Origin of the sequence: Rubinisphaera italica, assembly GCF_007859715.1 — a bacterium.
Lineage (GTDB): Bacteria > Planctomycetota > Planctomycetia > Planctomycetales > Planctomycetaceae > Rubinisphaera > Rubinisphaera italica.
In genome coordinates this window covers 4,021,511-4,041,327 of the sequence record NZ_SJPG01000001.1, presented here as the reverse complement: position 1 = coordinate 4,041,327, position 19,817 = coordinate 4,021,511, and the positions used below count along the sequence as shown (strand labels likewise).

The following is a 19,817-nucleotide window of genomic DNA, read 5'->3' as shown; positions in this document are numbered from 1 at the left end:
AGAATCCATTTGAAAATGGTTTAGAATTCACCAATCACGAAGCCATCGTCAATAATCATAATATTTTGATAAAGTGAGCCGGCTGCTGCCGTAGGTGCTGTGCAGGAATTCGTTGGAATTGAAGCGATATTTTCACTGACAAATCGGACAGAACCATCTACCATAACAAACTGGGCCCCGCCCTTATGAAGACTTGAATATGTATAGCGAGTACAGTTGCCATCCCCGGCACCAGCGTTGACGGTGAAGTTTGCCTGGGTGCCTGCCCAGTTAGTATTAATATTGTGTGAAGCACGACCATGAGCAGAAGCAGTGCTATTAGCTTGTTTTCCTGGCCAGATAGAACCAATCGCTTTTAAACCATTCCCCTGATAAACCCGAGATTTTTCACCACAAAGAAATGTGTTACTCGTTCCATCTGTGATGTCCCGCAATTTTGTACTGGAATTTTCTTTGGCGATTTCTTCTGTGATTGGATAATTGTGCTTTCCGTATCCACCGAAGGCTGTGTTATTGGGTGCCCCTGTATCGGAAGGACAGGAATAAGCAGACAGACCTGTATTCAGTGAGTTCGTCGAGGCAGCTGCCATTGTGTCTCCATTGGGATTGATTTGGTCATAAAGTGCGGCTTGCTCAACGTAAGGCAATATAAAAGTAGCCCAACCATAGGTGGTCGTAATCAAAGTCGCAGGAGCTTTACGATTGATCCAGGCTGGAGGCAATACCGTGTAGGTATCGTGATAGTTATGAAGAGCCAGCCCCAATTGTTTCAGGTTATTTTTGCAGGAGGAGCGACGTGCGGCTTCACGAGCCTGCTGAACAGCCGGTAGCAATAAAGCGACAAGAATCGCAATGATTGCGATAACGACCAATAATTCAATCAACGTAAAACCAGCGCGTTTTTTTAGCATTGAGCTATTCCTGAAAAAGGAAGGGGAAAAGAAAAGCTAGACTGAAGGGAGAAGCCCTCCATAAGCGATCACTAATATAAGATATCGGTAATAAATAACCAGTGGAAAATGACTTTCTACTGAGAATTTTACCAAAATTCTTGTGATTATGACACAAATCCAAATTTGTTACTCAGCATCCAACCAGTTTTCGCCGTGTTTCATATCGACGACCAACGGCACATCGAGCTCCATCGCGGCTTCCATGTTCGATTTTGCCAGCGTGGCCAGATTATCAATTTCCGCAACGGGTGATTCAAACACGAGTTCATCGTGGATCTGTAACAGCATTTTTCCCTGGAGGTCTGAGGCGTTCAGGCTTTCGTGGACTTTCAGCATTGCCAGTTTGATCAGGTCGGCAGCAGACCCCTGAATGACGGTGTTGATAGCGGTTCGCTCCGGCATATTTCGATTTCTGCCAGTCGTGTTCTTGATGCCGGTGATGGGACGTCTGCGGCCGAGAATCGTGTAGGCGTATCCTGTCCGATGACACTTTTCGAGAGTCTCTTCGATAAATTTTTCGACGCCGGGATAACGACCAAAATAGCTGTCGATAAACTCTGCGGCCTGTTCCTGTGGAATGTTCAATGCAGCAGCCAGGCCGTAGGGACTTTGCCCGTAGATCACACCGAAGTTGACCGCTTTGGCGACGCGACGCATATCGGAATCGACATTTTCTTCATCAATTTCGAACACCTCTGCGGCGACGGCGGTGTGAATATCTTTGCCGGTCAGGAAGGCTTCGCGTAACGCTTCGTCTCCACTGAAGTGAGCCAGCATTCGCAGTTCGATTTGCGAATAATCGCAGCAGAGCAATTCCCAGCCCGACTCTCCAGGAATAAAGGCCTTGCGGATTTGCCGACCTTCGGGAGTGCGAATCGGAATGTTCTGTAAATTAGGATCGCTCGAACTCAGTCGTCCCGTTGCGGCCACCACCTGATTGAACGACGCATGAATTCGTCCCGTTTCCGGATGGATCAGTTTTGGCAGCGTATCGAGGTACGTCCCTTTCAACTTGGCGAGTTGTCGGTACTCCATAATTTTCGCTGGTAGCGGGTGCATTAAAGCCAGTTTTTCGAGAACAGACTGATCGGTACTTGGGCCTGTTTTTGTGCGTTTCTGAGCAGGCAGACCGATTTCATCGAATAGCAACTCCCGAAGCTGCTTCGGGGAATCGGGATTGAACTTCCGCCCGGCCTCGGTTTCCAGTTCGCCCAGCAATTCATCAATGCGAACTCCCGCCTGTCGACTTTGAGTGAACAGTTCCCGGTCGTCGACTCGAATCCCGGCAAATTCCATATCGGCCAGAACGGGAATGAGCGGGCGTTCGACATCGGCATACAAATCCCATAAGCCCTGATTTTGCAGTTCTGAACGCATGATGTGACACAGTTGCAGGGAAACATCGGCATCCTCGGCTGCATATTCGCCGACCCGTTCGACATCGACTTCGAACATCTTCTTCTGATTTTTGCCTTTGCCGATCAAATCGCTGATCGGAATCATGCGATGCTTGAGAAATTCATCGGCCAGCGCATCGAGTCCATGACTCCGAGCACCCGCATCGAGCAGATAATGCCCCACCATCGGATCCATGCCTATGTTCTTCACTTCCACTCCACAACGCTTCCAGACCAGCATATCGTACTTGATATTCTGATTGCTGATTTCGATTTCCGGACTTTCCAGCAGCGGCTTGAACAGTTCGAGCACTTCGCGATGCGGCAACGTCGCCAGACCGAAGGGGGCCTGAATCGGAATGTACCAGGCAGTTCCCGGTTCAATACTCACGGCCCAGCCGACAATCTCCGCCCGCATTGCTGTGACAGAAGTCGTTTCCAGATCGATGCAGATTTCTTTTGCCTGCCGACAGGCTTCAATCAATGTCTGAAGCTCGTCATCATCGCGAATGATCTGCCAGTTGCCGGTGTCGTTGAAAGCAAACTGCTTGCCGCGGGAATATTCTGCAACGGCATCGGCTTCCTTCGAAGTGTTCTTTTCAGAGGCATCATTAAAGAGACTTCGAGATTGTTTTTTCGATGAGGACTGACCCTCTTCCGGCAAATCAACATCTGAAGCTCCTCCTGTCAATTGATACAGATCTTCGCGGAAGCGACGGAAACCGTAGTCGAGAAAGAGTTGCTGAAGGGTATCGATATCGTAATTTCCGACTCGGGCAGACTCCATCGGGAAGTCGAGAGGAAGATCGGTTCGCAAAGTGACGAGCCTTTTGCTGATGCGGGCCTGCTCGGCAAACTCGACGAGGTTTTCCCGCAGTTTCTTTCCGGGAGCCTTTTCGGCATTGGCGAGTACGCCTTCGAGATCGCCAAATTGTTCGAGCAGGATCGTCGCTTTCTTGGGGCCAACTAAAGGTACGCCGGGGACGTTATCTACAGAATCTCCCACGAGCGACTGGAAATCAATGACCTGTTCCGGTCGGATATTCCAGACGTCCCGCAACTGCTCGGCTCCAAAATATTCCCCTTTGCGGCAGTTAAACATCTGCACCTGATCGCTGAGAAGCTGGCGGCAGTCTTTATCACTGGAAACGATGCGAACCTGAATCCCCTCGGCTTCGGCCTGACGTGTCAACGTGGCAATGATGTCATCGGCTTCCCAGCCTGAATGGTGTACGACCGGGATCCCAAAGCCTTCAATCATGCTGGTGATCATTGGAATCTGCGGCCGCAAATCCTCCGGCATTTCAGTCCGTTGAGCTTTGTACTCCGGATACCAGTCCGACCGCACGCCGGGGCCTTCCGAATCGAGTGCGCACAGTAAAAAGTCTGGCTTCTTTTTCAGAATGGTGAAGAGATCCCGAGTGAACCCGAACACGGCATTCGTCGCCTGCCCGGCGGGACTTGTCATCGGAGGAATCGCATGATAAACCTGAAACATCAGAGAAAACGTATCGATTATGTAGAGAGTTTCAGGCATCGGGCAGCATTCGGCAAAGGAAACTAATAGGACTCATTCAACATTGAGTTATAGCGGACTGGAGAGGTTGTCTCCAGTTTCCTCGCAGAATCGTATGAGCAGCCGAATTCAGGAGATCTGCTCTGGTCTGTTGTTTTTGAAGGTCTAGAATAGAATTATTGAAATCACATAATTGACAGGAGTGAAGAAATTTCACTCCATGATCGACAACAAAGAAAGTAATTCCCAGATGGATGACCACATTTACAAAAAGATTGAACTTGTCGGTACTTCAAAAACATCTTCTGATGATGCGATCCGGAATGCCCTCAAAAAAGCGAATGAAACAATTCGAGATATTTCCTGGTTTGAAGTTGTTGAGCATCGCGGCGATGTGAAGGATGGCGAAATCGTCCATTTCCAGGTGACGATCAAAGTTGGATTCCACATTCACAAATAATTCGTGACTCAGTTCATCGAGCCGTAGGTCAGGCTGTGCCTGACATGTTGGACATTCCAAATTCGACACACACAATTATCCAGGAGAGACTCTCATGCCAAGATTGAAAACGGTAACACCGGATCAAGCCAGCGGCGATGTCAAAGAAATATACGATGACCTCAAGCAGAAAAAGGGCAAGGTCTTTAATATTTTCCAGGGAATGGGAAATAGTGCCGCGGCTCTGGATGCCTACCTGTCCATGAACGGGGCTCTCGCCAAAGGGGAACTTTCTCCGGAAGATCGAGAAGTGGTCTATCTGACAGTCAGTCAGAAGAACGGCTGCCACTACTGTCTCTCCGCCCACACGATGGTCGCCAAAGGAGCGGGGCTGAGTGAGGATCAAATCCTCTCAATCCGTAAGATGAGTCCCGAATCGGAGAAGCATGCCGCTCTGGGAAAATTCATCACCCGAGTTATGGAAACCAATGGCTTTGTTGACGATGCCGATGTGAAAGCCGTTCAGGACGCCGGTTACACAGATGGCCAAATTGCCGAGTCCATCGCTTTCATCGGACTGGCAACTTATTCGAACCTGTTCAATCATGTTTATGGTACCGAACTCGATTTCCCGCCTGCTGAAAAAGTTTGAGCTATTGAACTCCATTCAAAAAAGACGCGAGTTGAAGACAGATCGTTTTCAACTCGTGTTTTTTTGATATGTAGTCATACGCGTTTTCTCCCAGTTGTATGCGATGGGGCTCATCCTGAGCGAGCATTCTTAGATTGTGGATCGTTTTTTCCGGCGAACCGTCTCCCACAAGTCCGGAATCTGATTGAGTCACGAAGCCAGCATCGACTTCGGTCGAAACAATTGGTACACGACTGGCACCAGCTTGGAGAAAAGTGTTCGGCAAGCCTTCGAGTTGTCTTGGCGATGTATTAAGCAGCAGGCTGGCATCTCGAAACAGAAGGGGCATCTTCTCGAATGGCAATTGGGAAATAATGTGAACATTTTCCGGGCAATTCTGTCGAATCTGCTGGTCAACATAATCCTGTTTTGGATTCAGAATCATCACGTATTTGAGTTCGGGAGTTTGCCGGGCAATCTCGATGGCCCAATCTGCTCGCTTATGAAAATTATCGGCTCGACCAATCCACAGCACGTAACTGTCGAAGGGATTGTCCAGACTTTCGGTTGAGTTCATTCTGTGATGCCAATCCGCGATATCAATCGGATTGGACAGCCGAAACGAATCTCGCTGAAAAACCTCTTTGAGTTGCTGTTGTTGAAATTCGTTCTGAGCAACAATCGCATCGGCATTTTTTAAGATCCACGCACAAGTGGTTGAGCGTTCGCCGTATTCATTTCGAAACGATTTCGATTGCCGATATCGAGCATCGACATCTGCGTTTGAGCCGAGAAAAAGTACGGCTTTTCGCCTACTCATGTGAGCATTATGAATGACTTTGGCTGAGGCTGAGTGAACTCCAAACGGACAGAACAGGTCGGTTTCAAAACCTTGCAGAGTTTCATCGGCCTGTAAAAAGTGGTGTGCCGAAGAATTGAAGACTTGACTTGCAACAGCGTATGGAATGTCCCACAGGAGTGATGTTCGCCATACTTTATGTTGCAATAACTCTGCAATACGGGAATTTCGTTCAGAGGTGGAGTCTCTCCAGGGATGCCATTGGACTTGCGCGATTGTTTCAGGCTGCTTCAGTTGAGGGTGACGTGCGAGAAACTGAATCTGGTGGTCGGTCTCTTGTGCCAGTCCCTTCGCCAGTGTGACTGCTCGTGTTTCCGTACCTCCATAAACACCCGGATATTCCGGGTGCACGATGGGATATGCGGGCAAGGAAACGAAGGTGATGTTCATGATTTACGAAAGACTGACACATATTAATTCGATTACAAGCTCGAATGTCCTTTTACAGGTTTGAGGCGGCTATCTTCCCTTCTCCTTGGGGGAGCGGTAAACTTTCCTTCTCCTTGGGGAGCGGTAATCTTTCCTTCTCCTTGGGGAGAAGGTGGCCGTAGGCCGGATGAGGGGAGCTTCTCGACGCTGCTTTACACTCCACACCCATTGCCCTCACCCAGAAGGAGAGGGGACTGTTTTATCGCAATCCACTTTCGCTCATCAGCTTTGCGGTCGATTCGTAAGCTTCTCTTACCCAGGCTTCAATATTGTTGGGATCGGGAGAATATTCGAGTTCGATAGAAACCGTCCCCTCGATATTTAATTTGCGAATCTCTTCAAGGTACGGCGGAAAATCGACAACGCCTCTTCCAGGGGGTAAGTCGCCGTGGACTTTGCCGTCGCAGTCGGAAATGTGCACGTGAATCGCTTTGCCTTTTAACTGACTCAGCTCTCCAGGCTGTACGTCAGCCAGTAATAAGTGCGAGACATCGATATTAGCACGCAATGCGGGGTGATTGACTTCGTCGATAAAGCGATTCATCGATTCGACATTATTGAGCAGTGACAACGAAAACGGTTCGAGTTCCATCGCAATTTTCAAGCCGAGATCATCTGCATAATCGGCCAGTTCGCGACAAGTCTCGACTCCATATTGCCATTGCTCGGCTGGGGGAATAACTTCCTTATTCCAGATATATTCGCCGAGAACAAGCAGCAGATTCTCCGCCTCATACTCGTAGCACATGTCGAGGTAAGCAATGCAGCGTTCCAGATGGAACCTGCGGACACTCGCATTGAAATCGAGCAAGCCGACCGCGACACAGCAGATCGAAACTATCGGCAACTCCTGACGATCACACTCCCGCTTGATGAGCAGTCGTTCTTTAATATCGATATCGAAGGGATCGGCAAAAATATCGATACAGTCAAATCCGATTTCTTTCGTCTTCTGAATCCCCCAAGCCGTCTCGCGACCAGCCTGAGCCCAGGCAGAATTGATCAATCCCAGTTTCATGTGATGTTCCCAGCTGAGTATATAGTCGTCAAATTGTGAACTGGAAACTGTAACAGAAATGCACAAGAAAATCGCATCTTTCAGCTTAACTCCGAACGAATAGATCAAAGAATTGAACCGCGGATGGACACGGATCTTGCGACACTAAAATCTGTGTTTATCCGTGTCCATCCGTGATTCCAGAATATTATTGATTTACGGTATATTCGAGAGATTTTCGGTAGTTTTTTCAGGGAGAATCGGGATCGGCTTTGTGTCGGGAATCGTTCGGCGGTAAAGTAATAAGGGTGCGTCCTTTATTATCAATAAAAAGTTTGACTTATGAGCATGTTCAATTTTCCTGTTGACCAGATTTTTTCGCTGGCTCAATCGTCCAATGTGTCGACTGGATTTCCATTTATCGATGCTGTGATTGTGCTGGCCGGTGTTGCTGGAGCGGTCTTTGCGGTTTGCCGTTCCGCAAATCGTCGTTAATTCCTGAATGCCTTTTAATCAACTGCCTGTGTTATCCTCCTGTTCTTCTTTCACTGATGCACCATGTCTGTGGCCATAATCGGTATCGGCCTCTGGACACCTCTGGGAAAAAATCGGGAATCCAGCTGGCAATCTCTGCTCAATCACTCACCGCTCGATCCTGCGGTCACTTCAATTGCTGGAGCGTTATCGCTACCTGAGGATGACTTAACTCTGGCTGAGACTTTACCAGAGCGAATCGCCCTGAGGACGGCTCGCGAAGCGATTGAAGATTCCGGACTCCAACCGAATTCCGAGCGTTGGGGAGCGGTGATCGGAACCAGTAAGGGGCCTCTTGATTTATATAACCTAGAGAATGAGATTGCGTTTCCCTCACTCTGGCCATCTGCTCCCTTGAGCCGTGTCGTAAATGAGTTCTCCATTGAAGGCCCCGCACTGTGCCCAGTTGCGGCATGCGCCACGGGACTCGATGCCGTATTGCGTGGCGTGCAGTTAATCGAGCAGGGAGACTGCGACTATGTCATCGCGGGCAGTGTCGATGCCTCGATCAACCCGTACGTACTGCACTCCTATCGAAGACTCGGCGTACTGGCTCGAAAAGACTTGCCTGCAACCTCGGCTTGCCGTCCGTTTGATGAAGAGCGTTCCGGGTTCGTGCTTGGTTCCGGGGGGGCGATGTTTGTACTCGCTCGGGAAGATTTGCTTGATCAATCGACTGCTGCCCCCTACGGCTACTGGGAACGGGGTATCCGCTATAATGACGCAATCGGTTTGACGCAACTTGATCCGGAAGCCAATGGTTTAATTCGCCTGCTGGGAGATTTGCTAAAACAGACTGGACGAAAGCCGGAAGAGATCGATTTGCTCAATCTTCACGGCACAGGAACACGTGCTAACGATTTGTGTGAAGCAACGGCTGTCTCTTGCATCTTTGGAGAGATTAGTCAACAGCCGTGGAGTACCGCTTCAAAAGGGGCTCATGGACATGCCCTCGGAGCAGCCGGAAGTATTGAACTGGGCTGGTTATTGCTGTCGATGCGTGATGGATTGATACCCCCGATTCGAAATCTGGAGCACCTGGATTCCGACTGCAAAATAAGACCAGTCCAGAGAGAAACGATTGAGCAGCCCGTTGAACTGGGGGTTAAGCTTTCTCTGGGATTTGGCGGACATCTGACCGCTTGCCTGATTCATCGGGGAAAACGTTCGAGCATTTGACATCCAAACATGTTAAACTGAAGATGATTAATAGATATGTAGGACAGGCATCCTGCCTGTCAATTCGCATAATGCGAACCTCAAGTGAGATTCGTTAGACAGGCAAGATGCCTGTCCTACTGAGAGGCCGAGAGAAAATTCTCTAACAAGTTTGTGATGCCATGAATCGACGTGATTTATTAAACAATTTTGGAATGGGACTGGGAGCAATCGCCCTGTGCGATTTGATGAATCCTTCAAAGGTTCGGGCTGCTGAGGATGATGCTCTCCTGCCGAGTGGTCATTTTCCCGCTCGTGCAAAACGGGTGATCTACCTGTTCCAGTCGGGTGGCCCGTCTCAGATGGATCTGCTCGATTACAAACCCCTGCTCAACGAAAAACATGGCGAGCAACTTCCCGACGAAGTGCGTGGCACACAGCGACTGACCGGCATGTCCGGGAATCAATCGAGTCTGCCGTTGGTCGGTTCCCCGTTCAAGTTTGCTCAGCATGGAGAAGCAGGCCTGTGGATGAGCGATCAGCTTCCCCACACTGCAAAAATTGCCGATGACCTGTGTGTCATCAATTCCATGTATACCGACGCAATCAATCATGGTCCCGGCGTCACCCACATGCAGACGGGGTCCCAGTTCCCCGGACGTCCGAGTATCGGAGCCTGGTTGAATTATGGACTGGGACGTGAGAACGAAAACCTGCCTGGCTTTATTGTGATGACCACCAAAGACAAAGGTGGCCAGCCGCTCGTTTCCAGATACTGGGGCAATGGTTTTCTCCCTGCTCGACATCAGGGCGTTCGTTTTCGTAGCGGGCCCGATCCCGTTCTGTATTTGAACAATCCGGATGGAATCACTCGCGAAACAAAATTAGAAATGCACAACGCTCTGAATCAACTGCATCATATTCAGCAAGAGCAGACGGTTGATCCGCAGATTGAAACGCGAATCGCGCAGTACGAAATGGCCTTCCGGATGCAAACCTCAATTCCAGAAGCGACCAACTGTGCCGATGAACCCGATCACATTTTCAAACTCTACGGCGAACCATCCCGGCAACCAGGCACCTTTGCTGCGAATTGTCTGCAGGCTCGCCGATTAGCTGAACGGGGTGTCCGATTTATTCAGCTCTATCATCCCGGCTGGGATCATCATGGTGGCTTGCCGGGGGGGATCAAAAAACAGACTGAGGAAACCGATCAGGCCTCGGCTGCTCTGGTGATGGATTTGAAACAACGCGGACTGCTAGAAGATACGCTCGTCATCTGGGGGGGAGAGTTTGGGCGGACGAATTATTGCCAGGGGAAATTATCGGGAGGCAATTTCGGACGCGACCATCACCCCCGCTGCTTCAGTTTATGGATGGCCGGCGGCGGAGTTCGTGGAGGCATGGCTCACGGACAGACTGACCCCTATTGTTATAACATCGTCGATAAACCGGTCCACGTGCACGATTTTCACGCCACATTACTGCACCTGCTCGGCATCGATCATGAACGTCTGACTTATCGCTTTCAGGGCCGTGCTTTTCGGCTGACCGATGTACATGGTCATGTGGTGGAAGAGATTTTAGCTTGATTGTTCTTGCATAAGCTTTTGAAATAATTTCACGGATATCCTCATCGTGGTACGTCCCTCCGCTTAGTATCACAAACGGATTTGCAGACAGTGTTAACGGAACAAGTTACAAGCGTAGTGTAAAGTGGTGCAAATGGATGCAATTTTTAGCGGTCATAATTTCCGAGATATTTTGCACAATTCAGAGAACTTAATTCACCAATTCAATATCCAAGGTGTGTACGGTTATTGATAGATTTGTGCGTGGAGGTCTTCATTGATGACTTTGGCAAATAACTACCTTTCTGATCTCGACTCGTGGTTACCAGATGAACTCGTGATTGAGGATGTGCGACGATTTATTGAAATTGAAGCAAAAGGAAAACTTGAAATGGACTCTGGGTTACTTGTAATCCCCGCTGGCATTGTTTACGAAGTTGTTTCTAAAGCATTGATTAAACAGGAACCAAATATCGGTTTCGGTTCCTGTTTTCGAGCTGTAGTCGCAGTCGGTGGTTCAACAAAACAGTCGTCAGGGATTCTGAAAGCTTTATTTGTATTTGTAACGTTTTGGTATACTATCTCAGGGAAGTTAATAACAATGGACTATGCAGAAGAGACCCCGCTTTAAACTTTTAGCGACTGTTTTGGATTTCAAGTTAAAATGTTGGTTTGTTTCCATGTTTTTCCTACTATGCACATGAAGAAAGTGGCTTGACCGAATTTGTACTGAAAGCACAAGAAGCTTCAATGTTCATTGGGTGCCACTGCTTTCTTGCCGGCAGTGCAATGTTCGGGATTGGTTTTCAAATAAAAGTAACCTGTTGGCTTCGCTCACTACGACCTAATCCACCTGCTTGCTTAGAATTTTCTGCACGGATTACAGTGCGTAGGTTGGGTTAGCGGAACGCGTAACCCAACACTTCTCATTACCCTTTTTTGTTGGGTTACGCTTCGCTAACCCAAACTACTACTGAAGAACTTTCGGGGGCTTCCACTTCGTGGAGCGCCCCCGCCACCCTCGTTTTACAAAAGCGTTCGCTTTTCAATAATTAAACTGAGGGCTGCGCTTCGCTACGACCCAAGCCACTCGATGATTACAGTTCAGGAGCTTGCCAGTCTGGAATACCACCTTTTTCTTTTTGTTGGTAGTACTGCACATGAAATGGTCGCTCGGGGCACATCGGAGCCGATTCGTTGACCATTAGCGGGCGTGAGGCTTTCCAGAATTTGTCATAGGAATTCCGAAACCGCTTGACGACTTCGGGATTTTCGTCAATGACATTGGTCGATTGATTGGGATCCTTCTGCATATCGTACAGTGAGTTGTTATTGACGAACCGATAACGCTGACTGCGAATCGCGAATTTGTTCCATTGATAATCGTCTGGATTGGCACCGGTTGGCCAGCGGCAGACATGAGTAAATAACAGACGATCTTTCCAGCTGTCTGCAGAATCTCCTTTGATCAGAGGCCATAAGCTGCGACCAGCCACCTGATCCTCTGGGAGTTTTGCTCCAGTGACTTCAGCCAGTGTCGGTAAAATATCGATATGAGCGGCTATGCGATCGATTTCATGACCGGGTTCTAAAACTCCGTTCCAGCGAACCAGAAACGGAACACGAACTCCCCCTTCATCCGGGCTCCCTTTGAAGCCTTTCATGTTGTCGTTGAAAGGGAACATTTTTGAACCGTCCTCCAATTCGCCAATCGCCTTATCCGGATCCCCGCAACCGTTGCCGACGGTGCCGTTGTCTGACATAAAAATAACGATGGTATTTTTTTCGAGATCCCACTCTTCGAGTTTGTCGAGCAGTCGTCCCAGATTTTCGTCGATATTTTCGACCATGCCGTAAAAGCCAGCCTGATTATCGTTGCAGCCTCGATCCTTGAACTTCTTTGTATTTTCAGGGGGAGCAATAAAAGGTGCGTGGGGAGCGTTGGTCGCAATGTAGGCAAAGAAGGGTTGCTTTTGTTCGGCCTGCTTCTTGATGAAACCCAACGCAGCCGTAAAAAACAGATCGGTGCAATAGCCATCCGTCTTGACGAAAGAGCCGTTGTGCTTGATCACAGGATCAAAGTATTTGTTACCGGGTGCATCGGCACAACTGCAGTCGTAAGCCTGACCGATTCCACCAGCTCCATGAATGAAGGCTTCTGCAAACCCGCGATTGTGAGGCTGATATTCATCTTCATCGCCCAAGTGCCATTTACCGAAAATACCGGACGTGTAGCCAGCCGTTTTCAGGACTTGAGGCAGAATGGTTGCATCGAGAGTCATTCGTTCCCGTTCGAGAATCGTGTGCGTCACGCCATTCTGCATCGGATGCCGTCCGGTCATGATGGCCGAACGGGTCGGAGCACAGGTCGGGCTGACGAGAAATCGTGTGAAGTGCACACTCTCATCATAGAGCCGATTCATATTGGGCGTATCGATCCAGGGATGACCATTGCGGCCAAGTTGGGCATATCCCTGATCGTCGGTGATCACCAGCACAATATTTGGCGGAGGATCAGCTTTGATGGATGCAGTGGAAATGAGACTCACGATTGCGATTGTCAGAATGAAGAGTTTCGTCAATTCCGGCATGAAAAGATCCTTTAGGCGAACAAGATATCAATAATTGATGATGCATTTCTGTAAGAATACGAACTTGAGGGTGAGTTCTCAAATGTGACTGAAAAGTTTCCTGTCCCGCATTTCATTTAATAATCAACAAAATACACGCTTGGTTATTGCCTTTTCCCCCTCACTGACCTTGACGTCTTTGCGGTTTTTATTTTGACATCCCGTTCAACGGGCTGTCATTTCATGCTTGATTCAATTGCATCCCGCCAGAACCTCTGCCAAGATATTCGGTTATGAGACAAGCCGAATTATCACAACTGGAATTGCTATCGCACATCGATCATTTGATTGATCGCTGCGATGACTGGCCGGGCGAGGGAACTCGCTGGGAGCCTGCGCAACGGGCACGTCATTTTCTGCAACGGGTGCTTCCCAGAGTTCGCAGTGTTCGCGAACGCCTGCAGATGCCCTTGGTGATCGCGATGTTTGGCGGCACAGGGACTGGAAAAAGTTCACTGGTGAATGCGATACTCGGGCAGGAAGTGACCAGTTCGGGACGTCAGCGACCGACCACATTGCGTCCACAAATTCTGGTGCATCCTGAAATCAATTTTGATCTGCTGCAATTGCCGACCGACGACTGCGATCTGGTACGAGCGAATGTGCCTCTGCTTGAAGATATTGTGATTGTCGACTGTCCCGATCCAGATACTTCTGAAACGGACGATGCTTCCAGCAATGTCGAACGGCTCCGCAAATTTCTGCCGCAATCGGACGTGCTGATTTACACATCGACTCAGCAGAAATATCGCTCAGCCAATGTGCAGAATGAACTTCGCGATGCAGCTGCAGGTTGCAAACTGGTGTTTGTGCAGACTCATGCGGATCGCGATGTCGATATCCGTGAGGATTGGAAAAAACATCTTTCGGACGAATACGAAATCCCGGAGCTTTTCTTTGTTGATTCCGTTAAAGGACTGCAGGAACAACTCAGCGGGAAGCAGGCCAGTGGGGAACTGGCCCGGCTGCAGAACTTTTTATTGCATCAATTGTCATCCTCGAATCGCGGGCGTATCCGGCGGGATAATGTCCTGGATTTGTTGTATGCGACGCTGAATCGCACCTCGAATCTGTTGCAGGAATATCAGCCTGCTTTGCAAAAGATGACGGCTGAACTGGAGAAAAATACGCGGGGCATTCAGGAAAAGATGTCGCGTCAACTGCAGGAAGATTTGCTGGGTGCCCGGCAATTGTGGGAACGGCGATTGGTCGATGCCGTTGTGAGACGCTGGGGCAGCAGTCCGTTTTCCTGGCTGTTGCGTTTGAATCACAGTCTGGGAACGCTGCTGGGATCCTTCGGGTTGATGCGTGCTCGTACAACCGCGCATGTTGCTCTACTGGGGTTGACTCAAGGGGCTCGGCTATGGAAGCAGCATCAGCAGGAGCAGGATTTTACGTCGCTCGTTTCCGAGTTGAATGATCTGGCTGTCAGTGAAGGGGATATCGAAGAGAAGCGAATCGTCCTGAATGGATATGCTCGACAGGCTGGTATTGATACGAAAAATCTGACCGAGAATTTAAACGTCCAGCAACTGGCCATTGGAAGTGGATTTCAGGAAGAGTTTCTGCACGATGCTCAGAAAGAAGTCGACCAAGCCGTTGAGACACTGGGGCAAAGAAATTCGAGAACATACGTGCGGGTGATGTACGATCTGCTGTTTTTGATTTACCCTGGTTTTCTGCTGTATCGTATCGGCAGAAACTTCTTTTACGATTCGTTTCTGCGCGGTAAAGAAATCCTGACTGCGGATTTTTATATTCCAGCGGGAGTATTTTTGCTGCTCTGGTGCGGTCTGTTTATCATGTTATTTACGAGACGATTGCGAAGGGGCTTGAAAAAAGAAATCCGCAATCTGGTTTCCAGATTGATTCAGCGCCGGTTGCATCACGATCTTTTCCCGGCACTGCAGCACGAATGCCAGTTGGCGATCAGCCAGTACAAAGATCTCGTTAATCTGGAAGAAGAGTGCCGTTCACTCAGAGCGGAACAGGCTTCGGAGACGAATCTGGCTTCACCTCGATAACTGTTGTGCAAAAGAAATTTCTGGGGGCTCCGCTTCACTGCGACCCCAGCCACCCAATCTCGAAAAATATTTCCTACTATTCTTTCGCAGGCTCTTCTTCGTCGGGTTTCAACTTCGAGGCTTGATCGACCAGTTGTTTGATCTGATCACTTCCCTCTTCGTGGCCTGCCCATTGAATATCGCTGTCGGGATGCTGGATCTTTTCAATTTGTCGTTCCTGTTCGAGCCGTTTGGCGATCGGGAACATGTGAGGATCTTTGTATTGAACCGGAGGAACTGGTGCTTCGGGCTGTTTATATTGTTTAGTAAACAGCTGATAAATAGGTCTCTTGATTTTAGCTCCAGCGAACATTGGACCATCGTAAATTGTGCCGGATTGCAAAGGACCAATTCCCATAAACCATGATTCTTTCGACCGACTTCGGCTCGCTTTTACCCCTGCCTGCCAGACCGGTTCTTTGGTTTCCCGATGATAAGCGAATACTCCAATTTTGGCGGCTCCAACCTGCTGCTTTTTCTTGGCGAATGAGATTTCTGGAATTGCTGGTATTGGAGGAGTCGCGGGACTCAGAGCCGATACGGAACTTAGGACATTGGAGGCAGGAATACCATAACTGACTTCGTGTTGATCATTCCCCAAGGCTCCTACGCGTGCTTCAATGATATAGTCAGCTTGCTCGGCTTTTTCTTCGAGCTTGCAGTTCGCCGCCAAAATCTGCTGGCGTAGCGAACTGATGATGTAGTCCCCATTCACAAAGCCGATGCCCTTTATGTCCTTGATGTATTGGTCCTGGAAATAGACTTTCTGGCCAGTAAGAGGTGTAAAGTCAATTTGAGCCACTACGCGGTCAACGGCATCGGAGGTGAGCAGTTGTTCGGTCCCATTTTGAACCATACTTTTCCCGCAACCACTTAAAACGAGGCATAGAACCACGACCGGAAATAAGGATCGGCAGAGATGACAACAGGATTTGGACATGGCCACGCAAAAGTTAAAACACAGGAGGGTTGTGAGGTGGCATTCATTATAGCGGAAACGGCCCACTCACCAAGATGGACCGGAATCCTTGAGAATTCTTAAGGAAAGTGGCTGAGAATTGTAAGAATTACAGGGAGTGTAGGTCAGGAATTGTCTGACGAAGTGTGATTTCTCTTCTTCAAACTTCTGCAAGCTCACGTTCGCGGTCTGGTTCGGATTGAAGTTCTTTCGCATCACGTCCCCAGATCATTTTGGCAAGTGCATGCTTGGCTTCCATCGTCAGACTGAAAAGAAGGGGAACGAGGATAAGCGTGAATGCTGTGGAGACAATCAATCCGCCTAACACGACACTACCAAGCCCGCGATATAGTTCACTACCGGCTCCCGGGAACAAAACGAGGGGCATTAAGCCGAGAACCGTTGTGGTGGTCGTCATGAAGATAGGACGAACACGAGTGCGGACCGATTCGAGAATGGCTTCGGAAGGGGACAATCCTTCGAGTCGGATTAGATCGAGCGAGTGATGCACAATCAGAATCGGGTTGTTGACCACCGTTCCAATCAGAATGACGAAGCCGAGCATGGTCAGGACATCAAGTGGTTGAAAGACGAACAGATTGAGCAACTGCAGGCCAAGAATTCCTCCGACGGCTCCCAGTGGGACACTCAAAATAATCACGAATGGATACAACCACGATTCAAACAGAGCCGCCATCAGCAGATAGGTAATGAGCAAGGCCAGACTGACGTTGAATCGGAGCGAGAGCCAGGTATCGCGAAGTTTATCGGCTGTTCCACTCAGGTTGACTCGATATCCATCCTGTCCCAGCTGACCACTATCGTACATTGGTTTCACAATTTGAGTTTGGATGACTTGCATTGCATCTTCAAGTGCCATCGTTGCCGGTGGGGTGACGACAATCGTAATCGCACGCTGGCGTTCGCGATGATCCACCTGTTCCGGTCCACTGCTCATCTCAACATCTGCCAGCATTGCCAGCGGAACCAGTTGGCCGGTTGGCGTAGCGACAGGGAGTGCGGCTACGTCTTGAGTCGATTGCACACTCCGTTCGAGGCCGATAATCGTTAGGTCGATCTTGTCGCCTCCCAGGAAGTAATCGCCTGCATAAGCACCATCGACCAGGGCATTGGTGGTGTAGCCGAGGTCTTCGCTGGTCATTCCCATTTCCGCCAATTGGAGCAGTCGGGGATTCAAATGAATTTCCGGGCTGGAGAGATCAAGACTTGGCACAGGTCGAGCCTGGACATCGGGTATGAGCTGCATGACCTGGCCGAGAACCTGTCCCCCCATGCCTACAAGTCTTTTGAGATCGGGCCCGATTATTTCAACGTCAATCGTTCGCCCGGCTGTTAACCCCTGCTCGAAGAGACTGGATTGTTGTGCAACAGCGAAGGTGCCGGGAATCATCATGCCTGTTTTGCGAATGAGCGGAATCAATTCGCCAGCTCGCAGAGGATCGTGAGCCCGCAATCCCATAAACACCATGCGTCCCCGGGCAACAAAGAAGAAATCCCCAATCACAGGGAAAGGAAGTTCTTTTGCTTCGGGGCTGTCGGGATCAATATCCCAGTAAGGCCGCAGAGCGGCTTCTACCGTTTGCCCCATGTCCATCAATTCATCCTGATTGTACCCTGGTGGAGGAAGCAGGATACCAAAGACAAGATTGCGATTTCCGGTTGGCAGGTAATCGACCTTCGGCCAGAGCATCCAGCTGACAATGATGGCTGCTCCCACCATCGAGAATATCATGACGAGCCGCATTACAACGCTACCAATGAACATGCGATTGATGCCGACGATCATACGAACAAACTGGCTACCAGTTTGTTCGATGAGTCTTACAGGCAGAGAAGCTTTTTTTGATCTCTTTTCATGAAGAGGATCGTGGTCTTTCACCGGTGTCGCTTTGAGGAGTCGTGCTGCGGAAGTGGAGATCAGGGTGACCGAAACAATCAACGACAAGCCAACCGCAGAACTGATTGCCATGGCGATGTCCTGAAACAGTTGCCCGGCTTCTTCTTCGACAAACACGACCGGTAAGAAGACCGCAATCGTCGTCATTGTGGAAGCAACAACTGCTCCCCAGACTTCGTAAGTGCCTTGTTTGGCAGCTTCCAGTTTCGACTTCCCCATCTGGGCATGACGATAAATGTTTTCGAGCACTACAACGGCATTATCAACGAGCATACCAACTGCAAATGCAAGTCCTGCCAGAGAAATCACATTGAGAGATCGCCCGAGCATTCCCAGTACGAGGAATGTGCCGATGATACTTGTCGGAATTGCCAGGCCGACAATTAAGGCTCCACGAGCGTACCAGAAACCGGCAATCAGAATGAGCACGAGACTAATCGCAAAGAACCAGGGATTGACATAAGCCGCCGCCATCGCAAAGAACAGAATGAATGGAGTCAGGATCAATGTCCGCAGATTGAGATGCAAGAACTGCATCAGGACAATCATTGTTAACGCCCCGCCGATGAAGATATTCTGCTGGACCAGATTGACAGACGAATAAATATATTCGGTTTCATCGTACACCTGCAGAAGTTGCAGACCTCGCGGCTTGAGGATTTTCTCATCGACTTCCGCTCGAACTTCTTTGAGACCTTCCATGATGTCGAGTACGTTAGCGCCGGTTTCCCGAATACAGTTGACCGCAATACTCGATTCTCCAAAACGTCGGACGAGTCCCGAAGGTTTTTTGTAGCCAAGACGGACTTCAGCGACATCGCGGACATAAACAGGAGCACCATCCCGCACGGCCAGCAACTGTTGATTCACATCTTCAATGTCGCGAAATTGACCGAGGGTCCGTACGACCCAGCGGCGTTTGCCTTCCCAGAAATCTCCCGCAGAAGTATCAGCATTCTGCCCTCGTAATACGCGACGGACATCTCCAATTGTTAATTGTCGGGAAGCGAGTTTCTCGGGATCGACGACAACCTGCAGTTCTTCTTCGAGGCCGCCAATTACGTTCGATTGCGAAACCCCAGAGACCCGTTCAAAGCGTGCTTCAATTTCGTCTTCAGCAAACCGACGCAACTTAGGAACATCCAGGTCATCGGGGGGAGCAATTCTTTCACTACGGGATTGACAGCCGCCATCTGCCGCAGACGCAACATCGTCAAACCAACATTATGAGAATTGCGGGCTTTTTCGATCTCTTCACGATACTTGGGATACTTCTGGATAAAGGCATCAAATTGTTCCGCATCAGGAGCGCGAGCACTCAGAATGAACCAGGCGATCGGACTGTCGGAGGAGTTTGCGGTACTGATGACCGGCTGGTCGGCATCTTCGGGATAATCGGGCACTTGCTGCAGGCGGGAGTTGACCTTGAGCAGCGCTTCATCCATGTTCGTGCCAACCTGGAATTCGAGAGTGATTGTCCCTTTCGAGTCGGCACTTTCGGATTTCAGCTTAATAATCCCCTGAACACTTTTAAGATACTCCTCCTGCTCGACAACAATCTCACGCTCAATTTCCTGGGGACTGGCTCCTGGCCAACTCGTTTCCACGGTAATCGTGGGACGGTTGACTTCCGGGGTCAACTGCATGGGCATTCGCATGAAAGCGACGAATCCGAACAGCGCCATCATCAAGATGCCAACGATGACTTTGATCGGGTTTTTGATAATGGCTTCAATAAGCGACATGAAAGGATAGCCAATAGAG

15 protein-coding genes are annotated in these 19,817 nt (G+C 49.4%); 7 read left to right on the top strand and 8 right to left on the bottom strand.

From position 1 onward, the window contains the following. Positions 1–20: 20 nt before the first annotated feature. Positions 21–911 carry a DUF1559 domain-containing protein gene (locus Pan54_RS15090; RefSeq protein ID WP_146504268.1) on the bottom strand — a complete coding sequence of 297 codons (891 nt, stop codon included), beginning with the start codon at positions 909–911 and terminating at the stop codon, positions 21–23. A gap of 168 nt (positions 912–1,079) precedes the next feature. Then, positions 1,080–3,887 (bottom strand): DNA polymerase I, encoded by a 2,808-nt coding sequence (polA, locus tag Pan54_RS15085; protein WP_146504267.1) that lies wholly within the window; start codon positions 3,885–3,887, stop codon positions 1,080–1,082. 229 nt (positions 3,888–4,116) lie between these two features. Between polA and Pan54_RS15080 the strand changes: the two genes are divergently transcribed. Then, on the top strand, positions 4,117–4,326 hold the full coding sequence (locus Pan54_RS15080; RefSeq protein ID WP_146506455.1) for a dodecin: 210 nt from the start codon (positions 4,117–4,119) through the stop codon (positions 4,324–4,326). 94 nt (positions 4,327–4,420) lie between these two features. Beyond that, a complete protein-coding gene (locus Pan54_RS15075) occupies positions 4,421–4,957 on the top strand; it encodes a carboxymuconolactone decarboxylase family protein (protein WP_146504266.1) in 537 nt (178 codons plus the stop codon). Position 4,958: 1 nt separating this feature from the next. Here Pan54_RS15075 and Pan54_RS15070 read toward each other — a convergent pair whose 3' ends face one another. Beyond that, on the bottom strand, positions 4,959–6,185 hold the full coding sequence (locus tag Pan54_RS15070) for a glycosyltransferase family 4 protein (protein ID WP_146504265.1): 1,227 nt from the start codon (positions 6,183–6,185) through the stop codon (positions 4,959–4,961). Between the two features lie 238 nt (positions 6,186–6,423). After that, positions 6,424–7,242 (bottom strand): sugar phosphate isomerase/epimerase family protein, encoded by an 819-nt coding sequence (locus tag Pan54_RS15065; RefSeq protein WP_146504264.1) that lies wholly within the window; start codon positions 7,240–7,242, stop codon positions 6,424–6,426. A gap of 321 nt (positions 7,243–7,563) precedes the next feature. Here Pan54_RS15065 and Pan54_RS25905 point away from each other — a divergent pair, with 321 nt between their 5' ends. The 4 genes from Pan54_RS25905 to Pan54_RS15050 all read left to right on the top strand — a co-directional run bounded on the left by Pan54_RS25905 (position 7,564) and on the right by Pan54_RS15050 (position 11,115). After that, the gene (locus Pan54_RS25905; RefSeq protein ID WP_165441790.1) at positions 7,564–7,716 is read left to right on the top strand and encodes a hypothetical protein; all 153 of its coding nucleotides are present in this window, start codon (positions 7,564–7,566) and stop codon (positions 7,714–7,716) included. A gap of 63 nt (positions 7,717–7,779) precedes the next feature. Further along, positions 7,780–8,934 carry a beta-ketoacyl-[acyl-carrier-protein] synthase family protein gene (locus Pan54_RS15060; RefSeq protein WP_146504263.1) on the top strand — a complete coding sequence of 385 codons (1,155 nt, stop codon included), beginning with the start codon at positions 7,780–7,782 and terminating at the stop codon, positions 8,932–8,934. 161 nt (positions 8,935–9,095) lie between these two features. Then, positions 9,096–10,505: a DUF1501 domain-containing protein gene (locus Pan54_RS15055; protein ID WP_146504262.1), complete on the top strand. Its 1,410-nt coding sequence runs from the start codon at positions 9,096–9,098 to the stop codon at positions 10,503–10,505. Between the two features lie 259 nt (positions 10,506–10,764). Next, positions 10,765–11,115 carry a hypothetical protein gene (locus tag Pan54_RS15050; protein ID WP_146504261.1) on the top strand — a complete coding sequence of 117 codons (351 nt, stop codon included), beginning with the start codon at positions 10,765–10,767 and terminating at the stop codon, positions 11,113–11,115. 466 nt (positions 11,116–11,581) lie between these two features. Here the strand turns inward: Pan54_RS15050 and Pan54_RS15045 are convergent, their stop codons facing one another. After that, the gene (locus tag Pan54_RS15045; protein WP_146504260.1) at positions 11,582–13,075 is read right to left on the bottom strand and encodes an arylsulfatase; all 1,494 of its coding nucleotides are present in this window, start codon (positions 13,073–13,075) and stop codon (positions 11,582–11,584) included. 272 nt (positions 13,076–13,347) lie between these two features. Between Pan54_RS15045 and Pan54_RS15040 the strand changes: the two genes are divergently transcribed. After that, a complete protein-coding gene (locus Pan54_RS15040; protein WP_146504259.1) occupies positions 13,348–15,138 on the top strand; it encodes a GTPase in 1,791 nt (596 codons plus the stop codon). 76 nt (positions 15,139–15,214) lie between these two features. Here the strand turns inward: Pan54_RS15040 and Pan54_RS15035 are convergent, their stop codons facing one another. The 3 genes from Pan54_RS15035 to Pan54_RS26420 all read right to left on the bottom strand — a co-directional run bounded on the left by Pan54_RS15035 (position 15,215) and on the right by Pan54_RS26420 (position 19,798). Beyond that, positions 15,215–16,117, bottom strand: coding sequence for a DUF6655 family protein (locus tag Pan54_RS15035; protein WP_315852383.1), 903 nt, complete (start codon positions 16,115–16,117; stop codon positions 15,215–15,217). Between the two features lie 178 nt (positions 16,118–16,295). Next, positions 16,296–19,184: an efflux RND transporter permease subunit gene (locus Pan54_RS15030; RefSeq protein WP_242631336.1), complete on the bottom strand. Its 2,889-nt coding sequence runs from the start codon at positions 19,182–19,184 to the stop codon at positions 16,296–16,298. Further along, positions 19,112–19,798, bottom strand: a complete 687-nt coding sequence (locus tag Pan54_RS26420) for an efflux RND transporter permease subunit (protein ID WP_242631335.1) — start codon at positions 19,796–19,798, stop codon at positions 19,112–19,114. Before Pan54_RS26420 ends, Pan54_RS15030 begins: the two co-directional genes overlap by 73 nt. Between the last annotated feature and the right edge of the window lie 19 nt (positions 19,799–19,817).